This window comes from Arsukibacterium sp., from assembly GCF_018402695.1.
Taxonomy (GTDB): domain Bacteria; phylum Pseudomonadota; class Gammaproteobacteria; order Enterobacterales; family Alteromonadaceae; genus Alishewanella.
On sequence record NZ_JAGYIM010000019.1, the window covers coordinates 22,182 to 40,108 of the forward strand.

At 48.2% G+C, this 17,927-nt stretch carries 17 protein-coding genes; 7 read left to right on the top strand and 10 right to left on the bottom strand.

Annotation, left to right across the window (positions count from 1 at the left end):
* Window positions 1-11: 11 nt before the first annotated feature.
* The 4 genes from rfbH to KG631_RS11560 all read right to left on the bottom strand — a co-directional run bounded on the left by rfbH (window position 12) and on the right by KG631_RS11560 (window position 4,417).
* Window positions 12-1,337, bottom strand: a complete 1,326-nt coding sequence (gene rfbH / locus KG631_RS11550; protein ID WP_301003777.1) for a lipopolysaccharide biosynthesis protein RfbH — start codon at window positions 1,335-1,337, stop codon at window positions 12-14.
* A 130-nt stretch (window positions 1,338-1,467) separates the two neighbouring features.
* Entirely contained in the window at window positions 1,468-2,352 is an 885-nt protein-coding gene (locus tag KG631_RS11555) for a glycosyltransferase 61 family protein (protein WP_213999883.1), read from the bottom strand.
* Between the two features lie 49 nt (window positions 2,353-2,401).
* On the bottom strand, window positions 2,402-2,722 hold the full coding sequence (locus KG631_RS19245; protein ID WP_365869127.1) for an FkbM family methyltransferase: 321 nt from the start codon (window positions 2,720-2,722) through the stop codon (window positions 2,402-2,404).
* Window positions 2,723-3,271: 549 nt separating this feature from the next.
* Entirely contained in the window at window positions 3,272-4,417 is a 1,146-nt protein-coding gene (locus tag KG631_RS11560) for a hypothetical protein (RefSeq protein WP_213999884.1), read from the bottom strand.
* A 307-nt stretch (window positions 4,418-4,724) separates the two neighbouring features.
* On the opposite strand from KG631_RS11560, the gene rfbF reads away from it, so the two are divergent.
* Entirely contained in the window at window positions 4,725-5,498 is a 774-nt protein-coding gene (gene rfbF, locus KG631_RS11565; protein ID WP_213999885.1) for a glucose-1-phosphate cytidylyltransferase, read from the top strand.
* Between the two features lie 21 nt (window positions 5,499-5,519).
* On the opposite strand, the gene KG631_RS19250 is transcribed toward rfbF, so the two are convergent.
* The 4 genes from KG631_RS19250 to KG631_RS11585 form a co-directional block, all read right to left on the bottom strand.
* Window positions 5,520-5,903: a GtrA family protein gene (locus tag KG631_RS19250; RefSeq protein ID WP_213999886.1), complete on the bottom strand. Its 384-nt coding sequence runs from the start codon at window positions 5,901-5,903 to the stop codon at window positions 5,520-5,522.
* On the bottom strand, window positions 5,900-7,744 hold the full coding sequence (locus KG631_RS11575) for a hypothetical protein (protein ID WP_213999887.1): 1,845 nt from the start codon (window positions 7,742-7,744) through the stop codon (window positions 5,900-5,902). The genes KG631_RS19250 and KG631_RS11575 overlap by 4 nt, the downstream gene beginning before the upstream one ends.
* Window positions 7,745-7,822: 78 nt before the next feature.
* On the bottom strand, window positions 7,823-8,839 hold the full coding sequence (locus tag KG631_RS11580) for a glycosyltransferase (RefSeq protein ID WP_213999888.1): 1,017 nt from the start codon (window positions 8,837-8,839) through the stop codon (window positions 7,823-7,825).
* On the bottom strand, window positions 8,806-9,435 hold the full coding sequence (locus tag KG631_RS11585) for a class I SAM-dependent methyltransferase (RefSeq protein ID WP_213999889.1): 630 nt from the start codon (window positions 9,433-9,435) through the stop codon (window positions 8,806-8,808). The genes KG631_RS11580 and KG631_RS11585 overlap by 34 nt, the downstream gene beginning before the upstream one ends.
* A 153-nt stretch (window positions 9,436-9,588) precedes the next feature.
* Here KG631_RS11585 and KG631_RS11590 point away from each other — a divergent pair, with 153 nt between their 5' ends.
* The 3 genes from KG631_RS11590 to KG631_RS11600 all read left to right on the top strand — a co-directional run bounded on the left by KG631_RS11590 (window position 9,589) and on the right by KG631_RS11600 (window position 13,506).
* Window positions 9,589-10,938, top strand: coding sequence for a hypothetical protein (locus tag KG631_RS11590; RefSeq protein ID WP_213999890.1), 1,350 nt, complete (start codon window positions 9,589-9,591; stop codon window positions 10,936-10,938).
* 32 nt (window positions 10,939-10,970) lie between these two features.
* Window positions 10,971-12,260: a nucleotide sugar dehydrogenase gene (locus KG631_RS11595; protein WP_213999891.1), complete on the top strand. Its 1,290-nt coding sequence runs from the start codon at window positions 10,971-10,973 to the stop codon at window positions 12,258-12,260.
* Window positions 12,261-12,399: 139 nt separating this feature from the next.
* A complete protein-coding gene (locus KG631_RS11600) occupies window positions 12,400-13,506 on the top strand; it encodes a hypothetical protein (protein ID WP_213999892.1) in 1,107 nt (368 codons plus the stop codon).
* Here the strand turns inward: KG631_RS11600 and KG631_RS11605 are convergent.
* Together KG631_RS11605 and KG631_RS11610 are read right to left on the bottom strand one after the other, a co-directional pair.
* Window positions 13,503-14,444: an NAD-dependent epimerase/dehydratase family protein gene (locus tag KG631_RS11605; RefSeq protein WP_213999893.1), complete on the bottom strand. Its 942-nt coding sequence runs from the start codon at window positions 14,442-14,444 to the stop codon at window positions 13,503-13,505. The two genes, KG631_RS11600 and KG631_RS11605, sit on opposite strands and share 4 nt — an antisense overlap.
* A 6-nt stretch (window positions 14,445-14,450) precedes the next feature.
* Window positions 14,451-15,461 (bottom strand): glycosyltransferase, encoded by a 1,011-nt coding sequence (locus KG631_RS11610; protein WP_213999894.1) that lies wholly within the window; start codon window positions 15,459-15,461, stop codon window positions 14,451-14,453.
* Window positions 15,462-15,509: 48 nt separating this feature from the next.
* Here KG631_RS11610 and KG631_RS11615 point away from each other — a divergent pair, with 48 nt between their 5' ends.
* From KG631_RS11615 to KG631_RS11625, 3 genes are all read left to right on the top strand, one after another.
* Window positions 15,510-16,055, top strand: coding sequence for a dTDP-4-dehydrorhamnose 3,5-epimerase family protein (locus KG631_RS11615; RefSeq protein WP_365869129.1), 546 nt, complete (start codon window positions 15,510-15,512; stop codon window positions 16,053-16,055).
* Between the two features lie 59 nt (window positions 16,056-16,114).
* Window positions 16,115-16,999 carry a sugar nucleotide-binding protein gene (locus KG631_RS19255; protein WP_213999896.1) on the top strand — a complete coding sequence of 295 codons (885 nt, stop codon included), beginning with the start codon at window positions 16,115-16,117 and terminating at the stop codon, window positions 16,997-16,999.
* Window positions 17,000-17,069: 70 nt separating this feature from the next.
* Window positions 17,070-17,900 carry a glycosyltransferase family A protein gene (locus KG631_RS11625; RefSeq protein ID WP_213999897.1) on the top strand — a complete coding sequence of 277 codons (831 nt, stop codon included), beginning with the start codon at window positions 17,070-17,072 and terminating at the stop codon, window positions 17,898-17,900.
* The last annotated feature ends 27 nt before the right edge of the window (window positions 17,901-17,927 follow it).

Here is a 17,927-nt window from a genome sequence, read left to right on the forward strand (position 1 = left end):
CTAGGGGCAGGCTAGGGCTTGACATTGGGATCGTTCACGAACTCGGTGATGCTGTGGGCAATGTAGTCGAGCATGGGTTCGGTCAACCCCGGATATACCCCCACCCAGAAGGTGCGGCGCATGACAATGTCGGTGTTGGTCAAATCACCGACAACCCGTGCTTCGACGTTCTTATAGGCGGGTTGCCGCAAGATGTTGCCAGCGAACATGAGTCTGGTGCCAATTTTGCGTGCGTCAAGAAACCGCATGAGTTCTTCACGATCCACGTCAAGTTCGGGATCCAAAGTGAGGGGGAAACCGAACCACGAGGGCTTTGAATGCTCCGTTGCTTGCGGCATGATCAACCCGGAAACGCCAGAAAGTTTCGCATATAAGAAGTCGAAGTTCTTTTTACGAGCAGCAACGAAGCCGTCAAGTTTCTTAAGTTGGGAAAGACCTAGTGCGGCCTGCATGTCGGTAGCTTTGAGGTTGTAACCAATGTGACTGTAAATGTATTTGTGGTCGTAGCCTTCGGGTAATTCACCCAACTGCCATTCAAACCGTTTCAAGCAAGTGTTGTCGCACCCTGTTTCGCAGTAGCAATCTCGGCCCCAGTCCCGGAAGGATTCGATTTGCCGTGCCACCAAGGGCGATTTGAAAAAGACCGCACCACCTTCACCGGTCGTTATGTGGTGAGCGGGATAGAAGCTGGCAGTGGCTGTGTCACCGAAGCTTCCGGTGCGCTTGCCCCGATACTCGGAACCCAATGCGTCGCACGAGTCTTCGATCAACCACATGCCGTGTTCCTTGCAAAGTTCCTGCACAGTATCCAGATCAAATGGATTACCCAAAGCGTGCGCCATCATGATCGCGCGAGTCTTGGGACCAACCGCCTCACGCATTCGATCTGCAATAGCGTCATAGGTGCCTAAATTGACGTCGACCATCACTGGTTTTAAACCATTTTGAATAATCGGATTAATTGTTGTGGGGAAACCCATTGCGACTGTGAGAACTTCATCGCCTGGCTTCAAAGCCTTCTTGCCTAACTTGGGACTGGTCAGAGCACTCAACGCAACCAAGTTTGCGCTCGACCCACTGTTTACCATCAATGCTCCGCGCGATCCAACGTACTTAGCCAACTCGCGCTGGAACTGTTCATGAAAGCGACCAGCGGTCAACCAGCCATCGAGACTCGAATCAACGAGTGCACTTAAATCACCCGGATCCAATACCTTTCCTGACACGGGAACAACACTTTCTCCGGGAATAAACTCAAAGGTCGCAAGTGACTTCTCTCCGTAGGACTGAACGAGCCGCAAAATTTCGGCGCGTTCCTTGGCGAGGTTGTCTGACATACTTTTACTCCGAACTGAGGCGGGAACCGTATGGTATCGGTTAACTGAAGCCAGAGACCACAAACAAGGCTGCGTTTCCATTTGTGGGTCTAGATTGATCAATCAATCGTTAGTCAAGACCACATTGTCGTCAGCTCCCATTCGAAGTACCTAAATACTTTGGGTTCACTGACCTGAACGCTTCAATCAAGTCACTCGAATCGAGATTGGCGTGCACATGGAACTGAGGAATCCGAAGATAATTATGCCCGAGGGCCTTCGCGAGTAGCCAGAACACATCGATGGCCTCTTCTGGGAGTGGTGGTTGAATTTCAATAACGGTAGAACCTTTTTGCATCCAAATCATGTGCGTCAATCCAGCTCCATGCTGACCAACTAGCACTTGAGAATGTTGAGCAAGGGAAACCTGCAATTCCGGCGCGATTGTCGCCATGTCTGCGAATACAAATGATCCTTGAACAAGAATTTCGTCACAAACGTCACGGAGGTTGGGGGTTGATCGTCTTTGGGCTCCTGACATTTCCGTTTCAGACATTGAGCTGCTGTGAAAATCATCAGTTGTGGTTCTATCGATAATGAGAATTGGAGTTGAACTAATTTCTAACTTGGGAAGAAAAGACTGCATAGCCTCAATCGCCACAGGTAGCTGTTGTTTCTTGTGTTTGCGTGGGTAGTCTAAGCCGGTTACCACGTGGTGACGACTCCTATTTCCTGCGAGTGTGTGCAGGGCGACACCCGGTTTTACAATCTCCACGCTTATCTCGGGTTCGAGAAACTCGAACCATTGGTTCATTGGACCGCAGTCGCGAACAGCAATTGTCTTGGTTCCAGTCTTTCGCAGCCACAATGCGAGTGGGGCAAAATATCCAAGCAAGAAATGGTAGAAGACTTGAACGGAACCATCCCAGTGATTTGAAACAACGAGAACTCGTTCTTTATATGCAGTTCGTCGATTTCGCCAAATAATTAGGTCAACATATTTTCTGTTGCCCCATGCTCTCAGCCGATTAATCACTGCATACTCCCGATGTCGATTCTCTCTATTGCCTAAGAACTAAACAACACTATTCCAGCCTTCTATACAGGCTGGTTACACCTGCGATTCCAATCAATTCATAATTTTTGGAACTGAGAAATTCGGAGACTGCGGTTTTCCTCTGAATTGGTGGTGTGAGGTCCTCGATTAACAAAAAGTCGGGCCTGAATTTCACCCAGTCGTTCATTACCAGAACACCCATCTCCTCACCTTCGACATCGACTGTCATGACTGTGGGACCAGGTGGAATCTCAAGTGGGAGAATCTCTCGTAGGGGAAGAACCCTGACCGAATATCGGGCTGCGATTTTATGACCGAGTGCAGAACCTCTGCAGCGCGGGACTCTGATGTTGTCGAATACTGGTACGTCTCGAACTCAATGAAATTAATTGATTCTGAGTTACTCAAACCAATGGCGGCATGAATGGACTTATCTCCAGGTCGGACCCTTCGAGACAAATCGACATTAGCGCTCACCGGATCAACAAGTATTCCTCTCCCACCCAATTGGTACAAGGCGTATGTATTCGACCCAAGAATCGGATGACCAGAACCAATGTCAATATAGAACCCTGCTTTAGCGGGTAACAGTGCCTGAAGCATGGCATCTTCACCGAACTGTCCGTAAGAGTCGAGAGGTCTGATCTTTCTCAAGCTCTTGGCGTGCCTCCGCCAAGAAATGTGTTGATTGATTCGATAACGCAGACCTGAATTTTGACTCAGTCCCAGGGAGTCCAAGGTGGCTGTCACAATCCTTGGGCCCAGCATTCATTGAGCCTACAGCTTTTTGCATGCGAAATGGAACCGTCCCTGAACGCATGTCACTGAATACGATGAGTTTTCTCCGCTCCGGATTTGGTGACAATGGAATACTTTCGATTCAGGAGCAGGGGTAGATTCACGGTAAAACTTGACGTTCCAAAACCCACTCCCGCTGATTGAGAGCATTAAGAATCGAGCACAGTCGTTGCGCTGTGATAGTTGGGGCAATTTGCTCCAACGTTCTGCTGGCTTCGTTGAGACACTCTTCAGGGTTTCCCAAAGTCGATGAATTAGCCACGTCCCTTTGCCTTTCAATCGTTGCCATTCCTAGCGAACTTGTTCCAATATGCCAACCTGAAAGGATGGCTGCAGCTATGACGACTCCAAGGACAAGATTCCTTATGAGAGCCAAATTTAGGTAACTCAGCCACGAAAACGCTGACAGGATCACCAGGATCGCAATAGGAATCCACAGTGATTGATATCGATGAATAAAAGGTGTACGAGCCACGGTGATGAAAGCCATGGCGGTAAACAAAAGCCCAAATAGCAGGACGAGTTGCCTAGTCGGAAGGGACTTCTTGGAAGCGTAGATGACTCCGAGAATGATAAATAGGATGCCAACAACAAAGCCCAAATAGTCTCGAAAGGCGATAATGAACCAGGAGTTGAAATCGTTACTGTGAAGGGGGGCTGCGATCAAGACGGATGCAAGCCCTGCAAGTGTGGCGGCAAGTGCGAGGAGGATTGAATCCAGCGGATTTTGTAACAGGATGCTGTCGAATACCCCCTGAGCACTCCCAATGAGCGGGTTTGTCGGCGGATTCAGGGCAGCTATTCGAATCCCTGCAATAGCCAGAACCGCAGAGGCTGAGAGAATTGCAATGGAAAGTTTAATGTGTAATGACGTACTGAATGAGCGATCTGGGCCCCGCGGCGCGAAATGAATAAGGCCCACGATTAACAACGCCATCAATATGATCGAACTCGAAAAAGAAGCCCAAGACAATATGAAAAAGAGCGAACCAAGAATGAGCATTTTGGTTTGACTACGACCTTCTTCTTGGGATCGAAGAAAGAAAGCTGCCGAAATGATGGCAAGTAGGGGGCTGAGCCCCCATTTGAGCATGAAGCCCATGCTGGAGGCGAAGAGAACTCCGGTTGAAGAAAGATAGATCACGGCAAACGCACTCAGTGCTATCCGTCGAATCTTGGTGCCGTCGTCCAACAGCAGATTAAATGCGAAGGCGGTACTGCCAAACAAGAGGCTTGTTACAAGCATGTAGCCGGGGTACCACGTACCAAAGATCACGAGCTCAATTCCAAAAAATATTCGACTGAGCGGGAAAAGTTTCCGCCATTGTCTTGCAGAATCCCGAAGTAAGGGCTTTCAAGAGTGGCCGATACAACGTCCCACTCATCCCAAAAGAAAGTTAGGCCGCGATTCTGCCATGTCACGACGACAGCGAAAATGATTGCACCGCTGGCCCAGCCAACGGCCCAAGGGTCAACCCGCTTTTTTATATTTTTTGTAACCCCCACGGCATGACATTAGCACCGGAAATTGAACTAACCGATACCATCGACTTATGAAAGCGCTTCTATTGGCAGGTGGTCTGGGTACAAGAATTCGTGAAGAAACTGAGTTCAGGCCAAAGCCTATGGTGGAAGTTGGTGGGAGACCAATTCTTTGGCACATCATGAAACACCTTTCTAGTTATGGGATCAAGGATTTCATTATTGCGACCGGCTACAAGAGCAATATGATCAAGGAATACTTTCTCAATTACGAACCGTTGGGGAATGATTTCACCATTTCACTGGGGGATCGGGAGTCACTCCAAATTCACGGTGAACACGATGAATCTGACTGGACCGTGACCGTTGCTTTCACAGGTGATTCCACCGAAACTGGTGGTCGTGTTCTCAAAGCCTCACAATATTTGGATCCGGACGAAGACTTCTTTCTGACCTACGGGGATGGTTTGGCTAATGTCAACATTGATGCACTGAAAGCCAGACACAGGGAATCAGGCAAACTCGCAACACTCACAACTATTCAGCCAACAAGCAGGTTTGGCGTTCTTGACCTCGACGCAAATGGAGAGGTCATGTCTTTTCAAGAGAAGCCCCGATTAGAGGGATGGATAAATATTGGTTTCATGATTCTTAAACCGCAGACACTGAATTATTTCACGGAAAATTGTATTCTTGAGACGGGTCCACTTTCAACACTGGCTCGGGAAAACAACTTGAGTTCCTATAAGCACAGTGGCTTCTGGCAGCCCATGGATACTCTTCGGGAATCAAAGATTCTCAATGATCTATGGGACAGCGGCGCTCGTCCCTGGCTCGGCCGTTAAGCCTGTTTAGTCACGGTCAGATCAATCGCGATACACATATTTTTTCGAGAAGTAATAGCGTGGTAAAAATAATATTAAAGCCACGAGAAGCGAACTAAGAAGAGCAACTTGCGTTGCGGAATAAATGAGTGAAAAGACTAGAACGTTTAAAACATACGAAATGACAATGAATACGAGAAATCGGATAACGGTTTTCCAATTTAGATTCTTTTGGAAGACCCATCTTCCCGTGAGTGCGTAATCAATGATGTAAGCACTCCCGAGAATAACCGCATAGGAAATGCGCGCGTTTGTCTCTAAAAATGAGTCGGCTAGCCAGAGAAATACAAAAATATATGCGTAGATCATTCCACTGAGAACGACGTATTTTATGGGAGATGCGAATCGGCGAATCAGATCGCTCATGTTGAAGATACGCCGATACCCCTGATTGTTCGCGCCAACAATTCAGGATTAATGTCAATCAGATTGCAATAGTCAACGAACTCTTGAACATTTGGATTGTTGTCCCGCTGCAGGTTTGACAAGGCTGCTTCACGTGACAATTGACCGGCTCGAATCTGGTTGCTGCGAAAGGTGTCGAATTCGGTGAAACCCACTGCACTGAGGTAGACATAATTGTAGAAAGCAGCACTGGCATCCCCGACTCTCCAAGTGGAACGATTCGGGCTTCCCGACTCCCAATCGTATTCGGATTTCAGAACCTGATTTACGTGGTCTTCGTCCCAATCAATGTAATCAAATAATTGTTGGTAATCCATTTTACTCAAATAAAACGACGAGAATCCTGATAGCGAGTCTTTGATGCTGGAATTTATGTATTTCGGATTTGTAAGAAACTGTCCAATGTAGTAACGAATAAGCTTCAGTTTATTGAAGTTCGAAATACCGTGTGTCTTGGTGTGCACTGATTCGTCACGGACACCCGCGAACCCAGTTTTAAAACCGGTTTGTTCGTACCAATTCATCGAGAAAACCGTTAGTGAGGTATTCCTTTCCAGTCTCAACTTGGAGGCGTATTTGAAGAAGTGTTTGTCCCCAGCCATAAACAAGGGAATCATGCCAAGCTCTGGCTTGCGTATCCATGCTTCCACGTTTTGGTGGACATTAGCGCGCTTCATGTCAATGTCAGCCGCTACCAGGATGTGCTCAACTCCCAATGTCCCACACATCCTGGATATATTCCTTCTAGCTAAATCTGTAACGAAGCCCCAGTCGTAGGTGTAAGCAATGGCCGGAAGCCCTAAAACTTTCGTCACGTAGTGAAGTCCATAGCAGCTGTCCCTGCCCCCACTGAGCGGAACAAGAACTTCTTCACTCATGCCACTCTTTACATTGGCCTCGTAGAGCCGAAGAAATGAATCAATACCCAAGGTTGTTCGCGTAATTGAATGTTGGCACTTGCTACAAACTCCGTCAAGATTAAATGTCAGTCCCGGGAATGTGTCTGGAAGTAGGCAAGAAGTACATCTCTTGAGATTAGCGATTCGGTCCCAATCAACTGGTAGTGTGAATTCTGTTGATGGAAAACTCCCATTTGCGCGGACGGGGTTTCGTGGAGTAACCGTCTGTACTTCCCTATCGAAATCTTGGGGGACGCTGCCAACTTGGAAAGTGAATGACTCATTAGGTTCAAGCTTCATAACATTCTCAAAATACTCTGGCCCAAGATTCTTGAGTGCTGATTGTACGACCTTTGGTTCGGAACCAAAGATTAAATTGGATCCCGTGGTGTCCTCTGCATAGAACATGGAGCCATTTGTTGTCGCTAAAACAAGCGAATAGAGTTGCTGCGAAATACAGCAATAAGTATTCGCACCTTCGCACTGCTCTTTGGCAAAATTGATGGCATCAGACAATTCCATGCCTGCACTTAATTGCGATTCAACCAACAAACCAAATACCTCTGTGTCAACATCCATCTCTCTGACCCAAGGGGCAAGCTGTGTAGAAAGAGATTGCTCATTAACAATTATTCCGTTGTGAAAAATAGACATACGAGGCATCAGAACAGGTTGATTGTTTTCCGAGCAGGTCCTATCACCGTTTGTGACCATACGGGTGTGACCGATCAAAACCACGGGTTGATGTGAAACTGAATCAATCATTGGTTTCAGGTCGGAGTAAGCCTTTGATTGTAGAATGTTGGCTACGCGTGATGGTGATTTGAGTATGAGCTCTTTTCCGTTAACCCAGCTAAGAATCCCTGATGCATCTTGTCCCCGCGACTCCGATAGCTTCGCCATTGTTTCAAATGCTTGGCGTATCTGGGTTGTGTCGAGTTGTGAGGATGGCCAAATTACGACACCAAAAATGCCACACATTTAAGAGTAATTCCATTCGTCTTTGTCTGGAATGGATCCACCCGAAGAACGCAGTATGTATAGAATTCTTTCCTGATTGGTTCGAGTACGGTCTAGCATGTCAGCAAGGAGTCCAACAACAAAGAAGAGAATCCCCAGGGACAAGAAGAAGGCCCCCGAGAAACCGAGATAGAGATTCCCACTGAATAAGCCCGTTGCCACGTATAACGCAAAAAAGACGGCGATAAGTGCACCACCAAGGATAAGCAAGATAGCGCTTATACCCCAAAAGAATTTGAGAGGAAAGTAGTCTCGATATCCCCGGGCCAATATTTTGAACGACTTAATAGCGTAGGCGGCGAGATTACCTGCAACTCTTGAGTTTCGATCCGGAAAATACGTAACTCGAATTGGTATTTCCGTGATTGCGTAGTTTTTTGCGGCAAAGTCAAGAAAAGTTTCATGGGTGTAAGTGAATGATCCGTGAAGGTTCATGCGTAGGAGAGCTTCACGGCTGTAGGCGCGGAACCCACAAGAGACATCGTAGTGTTTGTGCCCCACGAGGAAACTGATGAAATTAGCTAACATTCTGTTGCCAAACTTCTTCGTAGAGCTAATTCCGACCGCTTGGCCACCGGGAATGAAGCGCGATCCGGTAACTATTTCGGAATCCCGCATCACTATTGGTTGCACGATTCGGGAAATGTCATCAGGGTCAAATTGTCCGTCACCATCTATGTTTACAAGGACGTCGTATCGTTGCGCAATGGCGTAATCAACAGCCGTGCGAAAAGCTTCACCAACACCCCGGTTTGTTATGTGCGAAATGAGCAACACACCTTTATTTTTTGCGATTTCGGCAGTGTGGTCGGTCGAGCCATCGTCAACGACCAGTATCTCAACTTGGTCAAACCCTCTAAGAACCCTTGGCAATGAGTCGATGACGCCGGGAAGGTTTTCTTCTTCGTTAAGGCAGGGCACTGCTATTAGGAGCCTCAATGAATCTATCCCTGTTGGGTGTTCTTCTTCGGGCGGCACCTAATCAGAGTCCACGGAAGTGGAGACCGCACCTCTAAAACATCCGCTTGTTGCGAGACGAAATCTACAAATGATTTTTTAGTCCAGTGGTTGTAGTGACCCGGCGTGTTTCCGAGTGCATTCCAATACTTCCCCCGAGACATATTTAGAATGTGCCAGACCGGTTCGCGAGGTACGCTGAGGATTAATTCGCTTTTTGTGACAGAAAGCAGTGACTGAAGTGCCTGATCAGGATCCACAAGGTGTTCCAAAACTTCGCAGCAAACAATCAGATCCGCTGAATCATCCGTTTGTAGTTCATAAACACTACGAACATGTAATGGAATATCCAGTCCATACTTTTCAATTTCGCGTTTGGCTATAGCAAGGGAGGACTCCGAGACGTCACTTCCGCGCAGTGGCTTATTCAGTTCGCTGAGGGCGGCTAAAACGTGCCCTTCACCACAACCCACTTCGTGTATTGACTGAGGTTGCACACTTTGTGCCATCTGGAATATCTCAAACAGGAAACGCCTAACCAATCCGTTGGCAATTTTGTTCCCAGAGTTGTACTTTTCTGCATGAGCTTCTCCAGCGAACCAAATATCTCTAGTCAATGGAAACAAGAACCTCTCGTTATACTATGCTCTCAGGATCATACCTTTTAGTGGGTAGTTTAGGAGCTCCATAGTATGTCACGGGGGAGATACGCGACATCCTTTGCTGCTCTTTTCCTAGTCTCATTGGCTTTCACATTCGGCACAGCTTTAATGTTTGGCGCCCCCGAGTTCGGTTATGACGGCTGGCAATATATCTCCTCGGGAAAATCCATACTGACGGGGACAATGCCGGAAAATTACTTTTGGGTTCGACAGCCACTGTGGCCACTTCTGTTAGCAGTCCCCATTTATTTTGGCGCGAACGTCTGGTTTGTGGTCCTTTTGAGTTGCATCCTGATATCACTGGGGTGGTCCGTCTTCGTGCTTACTGTTCGCGGGTCCATCGGATCTAATGTGCCAGCGAAGTCCTTCTGGTTGGCGGCCTTAATTCCGGCAGTTGGACTCTGGCTTTACCTTGGTGGTTATGTCACGACCCCACTGCAACAGGCAGCGCTGGTGGGATACCTGCTACTTCTCAGTTCCCTTTCGATAGTGACTTTTTCGGCGACTTTTGATTCAAATTCGAAACTGAAAATAGCCATCTATGCCTTTGCGTGGCTCTTTATGACATCAGCTGGGTACTTATTAACATCTGTTTATGGCCTGATTGCGGTGGGCTGCGCGTTCGTCATAGCGGTTATGCGTTTGAGTAAATCGCGTGTTTTAAGGCTTAAAAATCTCTATTCAATGTTTTTCGTGATCTTACTCATTTTAGGTTCAGCCGCTGGTCTTGTTGCAAGCCACTTGGCTTGGAATTCAGTTGTCTCGAATGCGATCAGTTCACCCGATTTCAACGAAGAGAACACTCTCGACCCTTTTTGGAAGATAGATTATGTGGGCAATATTCGGGAGCGGGTATACCAGCGAACGACGTATTACGCGCAGGAGGTTTTTGTCTCCGTCTTTAGTTTGCTCGACATCACGCAATCCCGAGGTTGGAGAGGAATTGACAACAATCCATTTCGAGACGATGAAGTAAACATCAATTTCGCAATTGGTTCAAGGCCGTTCACCGATACTGTTTCTGCTTGTGCAGAGTCACTTCCTTGGGAGTATGTTCAAACATCTTCCGATGCAATGCCGACGCAACCAAAGATCATCACGGTCGACCCGGAGTTCGTGAGTGAATTCCAGAATTCACCGCAATGCAAACTGACCACACAAACGTTGCCTCAATGGTTTTCTTTATTAGGGTGGGTGATGTGGATTTCACTTTTAGGAGTGGCGATTCTTGGCTTAATCCGCAAGCCATCGAGGCTGAAATTTGCTCTTCTTACACCGCCAATTATTCTTATCTTAGCTTATGGAGTCACGGGTGGCGCTATTGCGCGGTACGGAATTCCGGCCTACTACCCCATAGCATTACTTGGAGCCTTGACTTTGATTGAATTTCTAGCAGGACGGCGGAAATCTGGTGAGGAAGATGACGTGGATAAGCATTCAATTGATCAGGGAACGTAATAGTAATGCCCGAGATGCTAAGGAATAACTCTGTGCTTGCAGGACAACGAGTAGCTGTTTTTGGCCTTGGATATGTGGGTTTACCTTTAATCCGTAGTTGCCTCAATGCTGGTTTTGCGGTGATTGGCTTTGATGTCGACAAAGGCAGAGTCAAAAGCCTGAGGAGTGGGTTTAGCTACGTTGATGACGTCTCCGACATTGAGATTCAAGAGTGGTTAAAAGGCGGTTTTTATCCAACAAGTGAAGTTGCTGACCTGCTTGACATCGATGTTTTTATCATTTGTGTCCCAACACCATTGACAAAAGCTGGCGGACCCGATTTGAGTTCGGTTGAAGCTTCCACCAAGGTGATTGAAAGTTGCCTCACCGGAATTCGAGAAAGTGGGAAGAAACCTCTCGTTATCTTGGAATCCACAACTTATCCTGGGACCACAGAGGAAGTTGTTCGACCCATTCTGGAAACAAATGGACTGTTGGTTTCAGAAGATTTCCATTTGGCCTTCAGTCCTGAGCGAATAGACCCAGGTAATCAGCGTTGGACCTTTGAAAATACCCCCAAAGTGGTAGGTGGGTTAACCAAAGAGTGCGGTGACGCTGCCGAGGAATTTTATGCACAGGTGACAAAAACGATTGTGAGGGTTAAGGGGTTAAAAGAGGCAGAGATGGCCAAGTTGTTGGAAAACACTTACCGACACGTGAATATCGCACTGATAAATGAGATGGCGAAAATCAGTCACGAACTTGGAATTGATATTTGGGATGTAATTAGGGCTGCTGAAACCAAGCCATTCGGATTTCAAGCATTTCGACCAAGTGCGGGCGTTGGAGGTCATTGCATACCGATTGATCCGAATTACCTGAGTCACCGAGTCAAGACCGAGCTTGGCTTACCCTTCCGATTCATTGAATTGGCTCAGGAAGTCAATTCAAGTATGCCGTCATATGTAGTCGTTCGATTGCGTGACCTGTTGAATCTCAATGGGCTGTCTGTCAACGGAGCGCAGATTTTGGTGGTGGGCGTTACCTACAAGCCGAACATCGCGGACACGCGAGATTCACCGGCCATTGGTGTAATACGAAATTTACTGAAGAGCGGAGCCAACGTTTTCTTTCTAGACCCTCTGATCCCAGAATTTAAGGTCGATGGCCAAGCAATACCTTCAAGTCAGTCTCCAAATGCTCCAACTAAATATGATGCCGCCGTGATACTTCAGGCTCACGAAACATTTTCCTATAAGGGGATGAGTCCTCTATCGGATTGTTGGCTGGATGCATCAAGTGCAAAGAGTCTCTCCACGGGGCCCGAATATAGTCGCATTTAGTGGGCTGTTGGCTGCGCAATTTCGACTCATGTGAATCATTGGTATTTAAAGAGGGTCTGGCACCGCCTAGGTAATCGAGAAAGACATAATTGTGGTTGAAAACGCGGAGGTGAAGTCGCCTCAGTAACTAAGGAAAATATTGGACACAAAGCCAAGCACTACGACAGTCCTACGAGCCATGCTTCTGATCGGCGTGGTGCTAGCGGCATACACAGGTTTTAGATTACCTAATCTCTGGACTGTAACGCTGTACAACATTTCTGTTCAAGATGGCGGCCTCCGACGTTCCTTGCTTGGGACAGTTTTGTCTCCATTGTGGGGGGCATTTGATTATTCCTATTGGGTATTTGCCGCTGTAGCATTTGCAATTCTTGTCGCCCTACTGATCACGATTGCAGTCGTCGGGTGGAGAGTTAAGAATGATGCGCAACGATTTGTAATCGTGCTTTGGCTTTTTGCGCCAACGGGTGCCTATCTTTTTCACGAAGTTGGCTATTTGGATCAATTGCTGTATTCGTTACTGTTTTTTAGCGTATGGATGTGGAGCAGGTGGAATGCTTTTGTTGCAATTCTTCCGGTGACCTTATCAATTTTTGTCCATGAAAGCGCCATGGTGACAACCGTTCCATTACTGCTGTTCCTCGCAATTGTAAAAGACGGGCTCTCAAGGAAACTTCTTGCATTCACTCTTCCCTTAGCCGCCGCAGTGATTGTTGCGCTGCAGGGGTCGTGGAGGGATGGGCAATCTGCTTCGACGATCGAAAGATTGTCGAGCACACTTCCGTTCGCATTCCGTGAAGATGCAGTTCTCCTTTTTGACATGGGTATTCGAGACACTTGGGTTTATGTGAATCAAGTCCCAGGACTCAATATCGCTGCGCCATACACGATCGCAATTGGCTTGTTCTGGCTGTTACAAGGGTTGAGAAATCGTGGTGTAGGTAGTAAGCCCTTCATGATTCCTACTCTCGCGTTTATTGCATCGATCGCTCCGTTTATTTTGATAGCGGGAGGGTATGACATCTATCGCTGGGTTTTCCTAGTGTTGGCTAACTTTGCGATTGTCGTGTACTGGTGGTTGGGAGAGAGTGCAAGGTCGCATGATCTTGCTGATATGGCATTGGGTGTATTGCCATTTGTGTTGCTCTTTTATGCACCCCTCATGTATTTCGATGAGTACGCGCCGCGGTCACTGTTGTTTTGGACCGTGGATGATCATGGCTTTTGGAAATTCCCAACGTCTTAAGTCAACAGGGTTGACTGATTCCACCGTGGAACTGTTACTAGGGAATCGAAGAGGAGTTTCACCCCTTGTGAGAGTGGCATTGGGGTGAAATGCAGTCCTCGATCGAGCCAACTTGGGTGCATGCGCAAATCCTTTGGCTGCAATGGCGAGATTGCCAATTGTGCCAAGGTAATGGGAACCTTTCGGCGAGCTACGTGTGAAACGGTGGAGATCACGGTTCCCACAGAGTTATTTTCACCCGATCCTATCAGTGAAATTGCTGAAGGGTCGGCAGTGATCTCAAGAAGGAGGAGTTGAGCCGCATCTGATACATAAATGTAGTCACGAACTGTGTCCAGCGGGACAAAAATTTGTAATGCCTCTCGGCTGGCTGCGGCAGTGCAGAGTCGATTTATCAATCCTTGACGCGGCCCGTACCAGGGTCCATAGAGGTTCGTCACACGCGCAATATGCACGCGAAAATCGGAAGACAGTCTGCTTATCCCCATTTTTTCTATTGCAATTTTGTCTTGACCATATTGATTTATGGCATGAACCGGTGTGTGAATATCAAAAGGTGGCGACTCGGATCCACCCATCACACCTCCTGCGCTGGAGACTATTGCAACCGTTGATCCTTTGAGGTTTTCAACGTTTGAGATTGCTTGCACAAAATCCTCAAACGCATCGAGTTCGCTGCAGCCCGTTAGTTGTTTTCTCCCTACGCCCTCTGAACCTGCTGCCCAGATAATCGTTGCAGGGGCTTCAGGTGCGACGTCACTGAATTGTTGAGCAAGCTCCCTGAGGGCAAAGGCTCGGTCACCTGGTGAGTTCCAAGGAATCCTTGCGTGAGGAAATACATTCACATGTTGGCGAGTTGCCGCATGTGCAATTGCCGAGCCGAAAAATCCACCCTGACCTAATATCCACATGGATTTTGCGGGAATGTGTTGCGTCAAAGTCTTTTACTTCTCGTGAGGGGAGATCTGTGGAAAATGCTTCAACGGGTCCTCAACGACAACATAGAGGGGCTTTCCCAATGACATGTTGACTGCCGTGCGCAGATACTGTGCAATCACTCCCAATGACAAGAGGATTAGTCCACCAATAACCAGTGTGGCTACAAAACTTGATGTCCATCCCTGTGGAGTCGCGTCAGCGAATAACCGTTGAAAAAGTACCCACAATGAAATAAGTATTCCGAGCATGAAGAACACGAATCCGATTACGGAGACGTACACTAATGGTCTCGTTCCGGAGGAAATCACAAGGCGGCCAAAGTGCGCCAAAAGTTTCTTGAAAGAATAGGTGCTCCCCTCGTGGCCTTCATTTCGCATGGGGATTGGTGTGACCGCACTGGATGAGACAACCCAGGACAGGGCGACATCGAGGTAAACTCCGGGTCCCGTGTAAGCGGCAGTCCCACGCGCTACCTCACCGAGCATTAGACGGAAACTATGGAATTGATCAATATTGTTATCACCGACCAACTTCATAAACGCCCAGCGAGCACTTGCCGAACTTGCATTACGAAATAATCCGTGGGGCCTGCCATTTGATGGTGAGGCGTACACCAGTTGAGTGGAGTTGGACAAGGCGCAATCGAGGAGTTGCCCGATGTACGAAGGATCATGTTGACCGTCCTCGTCCATGGTGACCACCCACTCACCAGCAGTGGAAGACATGCCAGCCAGAGTTGCCGCGTGCTGGCCGTAATTGCGTGAGAGCCAAATGGCTCTCACCCAGGAGTATTGGGAATCTAGATGGCGAACAACGTCGGCGGACCGTTGTGATCCACCATCCCAGACCAGGAGCACCTCACTGACCACAAACGAGTTACCCAGCGGAGAGTGTTGAGGTGTCACCTGCCCGGCGATCTCTTGCAATAGTGCGGTGAGAGTGCTGGATCCGTCGTAAACGGGAATCACAATGCTTATGTTGTGAGTAGTTGTCCCATTCGCCACAGTCACGGACATAGCCTATCGTTGAGTAACCCTTGGGAGTTTGCCCAATACACTCGATTCGTGCTTACTCCTTGGACCCTGCAGTCGATTCCAGGCCTGTATCGTGTGGGGAACCCTCAGTTTTCTGATTCGCGCGGAACTTTTAACAAAATTTTGGCAATGCAGCCCGAGGATCAAGTCCCTTTTCTCTGCGATCAGGTGTATTGGTCTCAATCGCGACAGGGGGTGGCACGAGGCATGCACCTTCAATTGCCTCCCCATGATGGCCGCAAACTGGTGTTTGTCACAAGTGGACGAATCCAAGATTTCGTGATCGATCTACGCATGGGAAGCCCGACATTTCACAATGTATGGAGCGACGAACTTACGCCGGCAAGCATGGGGGTTTTTATCCCAGCTGGTTGCGCACACGGATTTGTCACCTTGGAAGGAGAAGCATGTGTTGTTTACATTCAGGAAGGGGACCACCATGTGGATACTGACGCAGGTGTGAACATGTCCGAATTAGACCTCGGCTGTGATATGAATACCCTCACCTTCTCTGAGCGTGACCGAGCACTTCCACTCCTGGGTGAATTCACATCACCGTTTATCTTCGATCAGTAGGCGCTGCATCCTGGTGCCTGGTTTCGCTGTGCCCACTCATTAGTGTGGGATGATTCACCATGCGGATTCTGATTGCGGGTGCACGTGGCGAGGTGGGCCTAAGTGTCTCTGAAGCATTGACGAATGAAGGTCATGTGGTTACCCCCGTGAGTAGCAGGAGCTCATACCAGAAACCTCCTGCGTTAAGTCTTTCCCAAGCAAGTGACCTGATCCATCACGGTGAAGTTGACCTTCTCGTGATTGCTTCTTCCCGCGGTGATCATCGCGGGGTTGCCGTTTCAGGAACTAACACGTGTGAGGCGTTAACGCCCGCTGTCTCGGCCACGGGATTACCGTCAGTGCTTTTATCCACCCTGCGGGTGCTTGAGGGTCACACGGAGGCAACCTCCGAGGATGCCCCAGCCTTGCCAACCTCAGAATATGCTCAAGCCAATGCCCGGAATGAAGAAGTATGGTTGAAGGAGTCGGGGCCAAGTGGTTCGGTTCTTCGAATCGCAAATTACTTCTGCGTTCCACAGGGAGTGAATTCACCTCAAAACAAACTACTTCCTTGGTCCCTCATGACAGAAGCGGTTGAGTCAGGTTCGATCACTGTTAGGTCTGGGCCCAGGACCAGCCGAGAATTTGTGAGTGCAAGTGATGTTGGCCAAGCCTTACTGCTGCTGGCGACAGAAATCCCTCCATCAAGGATTTGTGCGACTCTGCCGGGTCATGTAGCCAACATGGGGGATCTTGTCTCAGACGTGAAAGAGGCGTTCTCGATGATTGGTCGACCAGATCCGTTAGCCAGCTTTGGAATTGAAGATGTAATTCCAACAAAAGTGAGCGCCTCGTGGTTGGCTTCCCTCGGGTGGATATCCACGCTAGATCGAACTGAGATCGTGCGTGGAATAACGTCTCAGTTGTTGCATAATTACTCTGGAAACACACAATCAAATGTTTAACCCAATTTGCTCGAACTGAATCTTGCAAACAGTAGTTTGGTCACTTATCAGCGAGGAGTTTTGGCAGCTAATGCCTCCAAAAGTTTCAATTGTGATCCCGGTGTACAACGGCATGCCCTACGTTCAGTCCGCTGTTGATTCCGCATTAAATCAGAGTTATCAAAACACAGAAGTCATTGTGATGGACAATGCCTCAACCGATGGCACGACGGAGTGGTTAAAGTCCCTGTCGAATCCAAAGGTGAGGTGTGTATTCCGGGACACAACGCAGCCATCTGCAGCAAATTGGACACAAGCGGTTGAATCTGGATCAGGTGAGTTTCTCAAGCTCCTGTGTGCTGACGACCTCCTAGATCTCGACATTGTGGGAGATCAAGTCCGCTTGTTAGAAAAGTATCCAACAGCGGCAATAGCCGCAAGTAAGCGTCGAATTATCGACTCCAACGGAATCGTGCGAAAAAAGCATCATGGGCTCAATGGATTTCGAGAACTTGAGAGTGGGGAGTCTGCCTTAAAAAAGTGTCTGATCGCAGGTACTAATCTGCTAGGCGAACCAGCATCGGTGATGTTTCGATCAGAGTTAGTCAAAGAAGTTATGCCATGGCCTTCGGAGTGGCCGTATCTGACAGACCTTGCGATTTACGCAGACGTGATGCGGTTTGGTCCAGTAGCTTGCAATTTTAAGGTTCAGTCATCATTTCGAGTGAGTGCCCACTCGTGGAGTGCGTCACTCCTTGGCCAACAGTCCGCCCAGTTTTCAGAGTGGAAGCGACACGAACTTGATCGCCAGTTCGTGACACTGTCTTCGTGGGAGGAAGGGCATGCTCGATTGAACCTGAAGGCACGAACAATCGGCCGAAGGATTTTCTTCGCAAGGGAGATTGGTGCCAAGGGGCAATGACCTCCTAATACACTTCCTCCATTGGAG

Coding starts and splice junctions, on each gene's coding strand:
- rfbH (WP_301003777.1), bottom strand. CDS start 1,337: ATGTCAGACAACCTCGCCAAGGAACGCGCCGAAATTTTGCGGCTCGTT.
- KG631_RS11560 (WP_213999884.1), bottom strand. CDS start 4,417: ATGCTTGTAACAAGCCTCTTGTTTGGCAGTACCGCCTTCGCATTTAAT.
- rfbF (WP_213999885.1), top strand. CDS start 4,725: ATGAAAGCGCTTCTATTGGCAGGTGGTCTGGGTACAAGAATTCGTGAA.
- KG631_RS19250 (WP_213999886.1), bottom strand. CDS start 5,903: ATGAGCGATCTGATTCGCCGATTCGCATCTCCCATAAAATACGTCGTT.
- KG631_RS11575 (WP_213999887.1), bottom strand. CDS start 7,744: ATGGCGAAGCTATCGGAGTCGCGGGGACAAGATGCATCAGGGATTCTT.
- KG631_RS11590 (WP_213999890.1), top strand. CDS start 9,589: ATGTTTGGCGCCCCCGAGTTCGGTTATGACGGCTGGCAATATATCTCC.
- KG631_RS11610 (WP_213999894.1), bottom strand. CDS start 15,461: ATGTCCGTGACTGTGGCGAATGGGACAACTACTCACAACATAAGCATT.
- KG631_RS19255 (WP_213999896.1), top strand. CDS start 16,115: ATGCGGATTCTGATTGCGGGTGCACGTGGCGAGGTGGGCCTAAGTGTC.
- KG631_RS11625 (WP_213999897.1), top strand. CDS start 17,070: ATGCCTCCAAAAGTTTCAATTGTGATCCCGGTGTACAACGGCATGCCC.